The organism is Gemmata algarum (assembly GCF_034097035.1).
GTDB lineage: Bacteria > Planctomycetota > Planctomycetia > Gemmatales > Gemmataceae > Gemmata > Gemmata algarum.
On sequence record NZ_JAXBLV010000035.1, the window covers coordinates 1 to 5,799 of the forward strand.

A 5,799-nucleotide genomic window follows, 5' to 3' on the forward strand; every position below is an offset into this window, starting at 1 on the left:
GATGCACTGTATCTTGCCGCGGAGATGCTCCTTCTCGGCGAGGCTCGCCATCACCATCAGGCTGTCGCCGAGGATGAGCCGGTTCGTCCAGTGCTGGTCGTGCTGGTAGAACTGGAGCGTCTTCTGGAAGTCACCGATCCCGTTGAAGTCGTCGAAGAGGGAGAGTTGCGTACCCGCAGGCGGCTTCTCCGTCGCGCGTTCGCGAACGTCCTCAATGATGGCCTGTGGGTGGATCTTCTCCTGTACGTAGATCGGCACCGCGGGTACTTCGAGGTCGCGCGCGTCCTGCTCGTCCTTGCCTTTCCAGACGAGTTGCGGGTCGAGCGACCGATCGCGGGCATACACCGCCTTGCGGATACCCTCGTCCGCCGCGAACTCGGCAAGTTCCCGCGTGGGAATGTTGGTGCGGCTGTCCGTGAGGTGTTTGTGTGAGTCCACCGGCACCGCGGATTTAGCAGCGCTCTTCTTCTTGGCCATCGTGGGCACCTTCGGGCTGGTCTCCAGGTGGCGATTAGCCGACCCGCGTCTTGAGGAACTTCAGGATCGTCTGCACGGGCTTGTGGCGGTTGTCGGCATCGATCTCCAGGAATGCCCACCGGCCGAAGGTTACCTCGTTGTTCACCGCCGGCACCCACAGCGTTCCCGCGGTCGTCACCTTCGCAGCCTTCTCGGCTTTTTTCTCACCGGTCACTTCAACGACGAGGTGAAGCAGGTCGTCGGTGCCGCGCCCGTCGTCGATCTTGAGGATGTAGTCGGGGTAGTAGTTGCCCGGTCGGCCCTCACAGGTGTACGGGATCGTGAAGCCCAAATTCTGGTTCTTCACATACGCCTTCACCTCGTCCATGCGTTCGATCCGTTGCACGAACTGCGTTTCCCAACCGCTGTCTTCGGGCACCAGGTTCAGGTGGCACTTGGTCGCGTCGGTGGTCCACGTCTTCTTCACCGTGTCGTACATGACACCAACGGTGGTGCCCCCGCGGTCGGTGCCCGGGAGTTCGGCGCGGAGCCGATGCGCTCCGTCGTTCGCGGCAATGATCGCGTTGCGGATCTTCTCGGCCGCCTCATGCTTCTTCTCGTCGAACAGGAGCAATCCGGGGAACGTCTCGTCCCCGTAGTCCACGTTCGGTGAGTCGCCGTCCGGGTCGCCGAACCAGTCGCGGACGATGGCGAGCAGTTGCGGGAACAGCCACACCTGCCCCGCGAAGTGGTGCTGCTGGAGGTGCGTCGCTAGCGCGAACACGACCGTCTGCGGACGCGTCGCCTTCCGCGCGTCGAGGGTGAGAATCGTGCTCGTGCCGAACTTCGGGGCGTTCTCCGTTCGTGTCGCGATGTCCTCGGTGGTGAGCTTCATCCGGTGTGCCGGGCCGAACTTCGCGTCCAGCTTGCCTGGCAGCGCTTCGTAGCGGTAACCGACCACGCGTGGGAACTTCACCTCCAACCACGGGCGCGCGAGCAGTCGCTCCGGCACCGCTTTCACGTTGCCGGGCTTCTGGACGATCTTCTTCTCGCCCTCTTCAGGCACCCCGGCGCACGGGATGAACGAGAACGGCACCCCGTACACGTCGGCGTATTCGGGGTCAAAGTGCCCCTTCTCGTTGAGGGCATAACTGGCACGCCGCAGCCCTCGCCCGACCACCTGCTCGCAAAGGAGTTGAGTGCCGAACGCCCGCACGCCGAGAACGTGCGTCACCGTGTTGCAGTCCCAGCCCTCCGTGAGCATGGACACGGACACCACGCACTTCACGCCCTCGCCGAGCTTGCCCGGCTTGCCGACCGTGTTCAGCACCTCGCGCATCAGGTCTTCGTCGGTCAGGTTCTCCACGTCCCGGCCCGTGGACCGCTTGTACTGGTGCTTGAAGTCGTCGATCTGGTGCGCGGCCAGCTTCTTGAAGTCGTCGGACATGCCCGCGTCCGACTCGAACTGCCGGCTGTCCACGAGGATCGTGTTCGGCCGGTGCCGCCAGCGCTGGTTCTGGACGTTGTTGAAGATGTCGAGGTTGCCCGGCTTCACGATCGGCGTGCCGTCGGCGTGCGGGTTCCCGGTCTCGCGGCCCGCGATGTACTCGTACAGCATCTTGCTGACCGCGGTGTTGTTGCACACCACGATGAACACCGGCGGCGTGCGCCCGTTCGCGCGGCCGTCCTGGTCTGCCTCCCAATCCGCGTGCTGTCGCTTGTAGTGGTCGTAAAGGCTCTCCAGCGCGCCCTGGAGGTCTGCCGGCAGGGGCGGCAGCGGGGCCGCAGCCGGGAGCGTGACGTTCTTCTTCGGAAGGCTCTCGCGGATGTGGACCCACAGGTTGCGGTATTTCGGGAACTCGCCGGTCATGGCGTTGTCGGCGACCGGCACGCGCGGAATCTTGACGATCCCGCTCTCGATGGCGTCGATGAGCGCGAAGTCGGACACGACCCACGGGAACAGCGTCCCCTCCGGGTAACCGGACCCTTTCAGGTAGAAGGGCGTTGCGGACAGGTCGTACACCGCCTTCACGCCGACGGACCTGTTCACGGCTTCCAGACCGGTGAGCCACAACCGGGCCTCCTCCTCGCGCGCATCGGCTTCCTTCTTGTCCTCCCCCTTGAGCTTGTCCTCGCCCTCGTGTGGCGGGCGCGACCGGTAACAGTGGTGCGCCTCGTCGTTAATGACCAGTAGCTCGCGCGAGGTGCCCAGCTCGCGAACGACCCGACGCACCATCTCGTCGGCCGATTCGGTGAACGCGCCGGGTGTGTTCGCGGTGAGGACCCGCTTGGTGAGCCCGCCCGCGTCGCCCTTCTCCCGAGGTTTGAAGGCGTGGAAGTTGGTGACCGCGATTTTGGCCGCGCCCAGTTCGGGCAGCAACTCCCGGGGCACGATATCGAGTTTGCGGTAGTAGTTCTCGTCGTCGGCCGGGCGCAGCACGCGGAGCCGGTCGCGGATCGTGATGCCCGGCGCGACCACGAGAAACGAGTCGGTGAATCGCGGGTCGCGTGGGTTGCGACGCTTGTTGAGCACTTGCCACGCGATGAGCATGGACATGACGACCGTTTTCCCGCTGCCCGTGGCCATCTTGAAGGCCATGCGGAACAAGTCGGTGCCGGCATCGACCGCGGCCCTCTTGAGGTGATCCTCGATCCAGGTGTGCCCGTATTTAGTGTTCTTGGCGACCTCGGACACGAAAATGAGCGTTTCGAGTGCTTCCACTTGGCAGAAGAACAGCCGGCGTTCGCGCTGGGGGGCGGTCCAATGTCGGAGCAACGCGAGGGTTGCGGATGTCGTCTCCGGCCACCCGCGGCGGCGCCAGGTTTTGACGTGCGCGCGGATTTTGTTGACGTGCTCGGTCTCAGTTTTCTTTTCGTCCTTGATGCCGAAGTCAATCGTCTGCTTGCTTTTCTTCTTGGGCGCCGCGATCGGCATGAAGTAGCTACTGGAGCGCCGACCTTCGACGACATCGGCGGTGATGTTGTTTGCATCGTCGAACCGGAAATGCCGAGCCGGCTGCTCGAATGGCGAATTGAGGATCGGGTTCTCGATCACGACCGGCGGCATTGGGCAACCCGACTCGGATGCGGGCTGAGGATGAAAGGGGGAGTGTATCCGGCGCGTGCGCGCGTGGAAACGAAAAACCCTCGCGCGTGAATCGGTCACACGCGAGGGATCGGAACGGGAACGACCGGGGCCGATGGTTCCCTTTCGCCGCGAACTCGCTCACCAGCAGCAGGCAGATAGCATCACCCGATTCAAGCTGCCCTCTGCGCTCACGAGAGAGTGCGGTGTAACGCTTCTGTCAGCCGATCTTCGTGGCGATTTCCGCGGCGAGCGCCTCGTTTCGTTCGGCGTACACCTGGGTCACGTCGGCCCGCGAGTGCCCGAGCAGCACCTGCGCGGCTTCAAGCCCGTGCTCCCGCCGAACCAGTGTCCCGAACGAGTGACGCAACTGGTTCGGGTGCCAGCGGTGCTCGCGCTGCCACACCTTCACCGCGTCCCGCTGCTCGTCGCTCAGGCGTGCCCGCCACTTCGCAACCGACTCCTTCGGCCGCCGGGCCAACACGCCCGTAGGCGGGAACGCCCGGTCGCAACCGCGGGTCACGGCAGTCAGATACGACATCCGGGAGTACCGGGCCGCTGGCGGCCGAATCCGCCGCGCCACCCGCTTCGTTTCGTTCCGCGCCATGTGGCTCGGGTACTTCGGTGTTTTCCGCGCGGCGCTCCGCTCGGCCCGGAACTCGGCCACCGCCCGGGCCGGAGAAAACAGATAGTCCGTCGGGTCGTCCGTGAAGAACGGCCGGATCATCGCCTGCGCCTTGGGACCGATCGAAATCGTTCGCGACTTGCCTTTCCACGCGGTCTTGTGACGTACGGGCTTGAACCGCCACACCGCCCCGCTCGTGTCGATATCGCACCGGCGGAGCACGCACGCCTCTCCCGGACGACACCCAGTGAGCCGCTGGAACTCGACCAATCCGCGGATGTGCCGGTTCAGGAACGGCAGCGTCGCGTCCACCACGTCGTTGGCGACGGGACCAACGGGTTCGGCTTCACGTGCCTTGGTGCGCCCGCGCTGCAACCCGGGAACCGCAGCCAGCGCCTGGTGGACGAGGGGCGAAACCAGTTCCTCGGCCACGGCCCACTTGAACACACGGCGCACCCGTTCGACCCGCGCGTTCACCGTCTTGCGGCCCCACCCCAGATCGACGAACTTCTGGCGCACTGACTTCAGTGCCAGGGGGCCGAACGCGGCTGCCGTCTGGTCGCCGTACAGTTCGCGCACGAATCGGCACGCGGTCTTGATGTGCCGCAATTCGTCGGTCGGATTGCCATCGAGATCGCAGTAGTGCTGCTGGGCGTGCCGCAAGTACGCAAGCAGCAGTTCGTTCACGAGGAGCCCACCTGCCGGCGGCGTAACGGCGTATGGGGTGGTTTCGAGTTCGAGTTGTAGCCGTGCGAACGCGGTCCGGGATTCGGGGCTGTCGTACGCGCCGGGCAGAAGTTTGTCGTGCCGACCGGAATGGTCGGTCCAGACGGCGCGGGCACGGCCGGATTGTTTATGAGGAAGATAGGAGGGAATAGGTTTGCGTCGAACACTCATAATTGCGGTTCCTAACCGCGAACTGTGGAACAATTCCACAGTTCGCTAGGTTTGGAAGCCGCACCCGGTACTCACCGGGGTAAGCAGGAACTGTTTCGGCTAAAAGTACTTAAGCAGAGTGGGCGATACAGGATTTGAACCTGTGACTTCGTCCGTGTGAAGAACGCACTCTAGCCACTGAGTTAATCGCCCATGTAACCCGCAGTCCTCACCGCAGGTGTATTGTTTTCTTAATAGCAGGTGACGCAAACGGCAAGATATTCGTGAACCGAGATAAACCATTTACACTTTCGGCGGCACACTGGGTGAGGCCGGGACATCGTCAAACCTGGGCGTTGTCGAAGCTGTCACCCGCTGCGGAGCCTTAATTGATTCGGGTTCGGCCGACTGCCGTGACGAGCTTGGTTCACTCACCTCATCCTCGATTCCCCTCAGCCCCTTCTTGACTTCCACAACCGTCTTGCCGAGAGATCGCCCTAGTTCTGGAAGCCGCCGACCGAATAGCAAAACCCCCAGCAGCGCCAGCAGCAGCAGTTCCTGCGGCCCGATACCCGGCAGAAAAGCAAACATTGAGACAGGCATAACCATCCTCCCTTGCAACGTGACGATACAAACAAAATTGGGTGGTGGAGGAGGTTGAAGGTAACCCCATCGGCGAGCGGCCTGCAGGCCTTTAGAGACTATACACTCCCAACCCCACGATGGGCAAGCACGGCATCGGATTTTGCACGCGTAG

The 5,799-nt window shown here is 63.4% G+C and carries 3 protein-coding genes, 1 tRNA gene and 1 pseudogene; all 5 read right to left on the reverse strand.

Annotated features, from left to right (window positions below; all coding sequences use genetic code 11):
- Positions 1-477: pseudogene (locus R5W23_RS05595) on the reverse strand (site-specific DNA-methyltransferase); the annotation flags it as partial.
- 34 nt (positions 478-511) lie between these two features.
- Positions 512-3,523 (reverse strand): BPTD_3080 family restriction endonuclease, encoded by a 3,012-nt coding sequence (locus tag R5W23_RS05600; RefSeq protein WP_320685480.1) that lies wholly within the window; start codon positions 3,521-3,523, stop codon positions 512-514.
- Positions 3,524-3,761: 238 nt separating this feature from the next.
- Positions 3,762-4,853 carry a site-specific integrase gene (locus R5W23_RS05605; protein ID WP_320685481.1) on the reverse strand — a complete coding sequence of 364 codons (1,092 nt, stop codon included), beginning with the start codon at positions 4,851-4,853 and terminating at the stop codon, positions 3,762-3,764.
- A gap of 329 nt (positions 4,854-5,182) precedes the next feature.
- A tRNA-Val gene (locus tag R5W23_RS05610) sits at positions 5,183-5,255 on the reverse strand.
- Between the two features lie 90 nt (positions 5,256-5,345).
- Positions 5,346-5,645, reverse strand: coding sequence for a twin-arginine translocase TatA/TatE family subunit (locus R5W23_RS05615; RefSeq protein WP_320685482.1), 300 nt, complete (start codon positions 5,643-5,645; stop codon positions 5,346-5,348).
- Positions 5,646-5,799 lie beyond the last annotated feature (154 nt).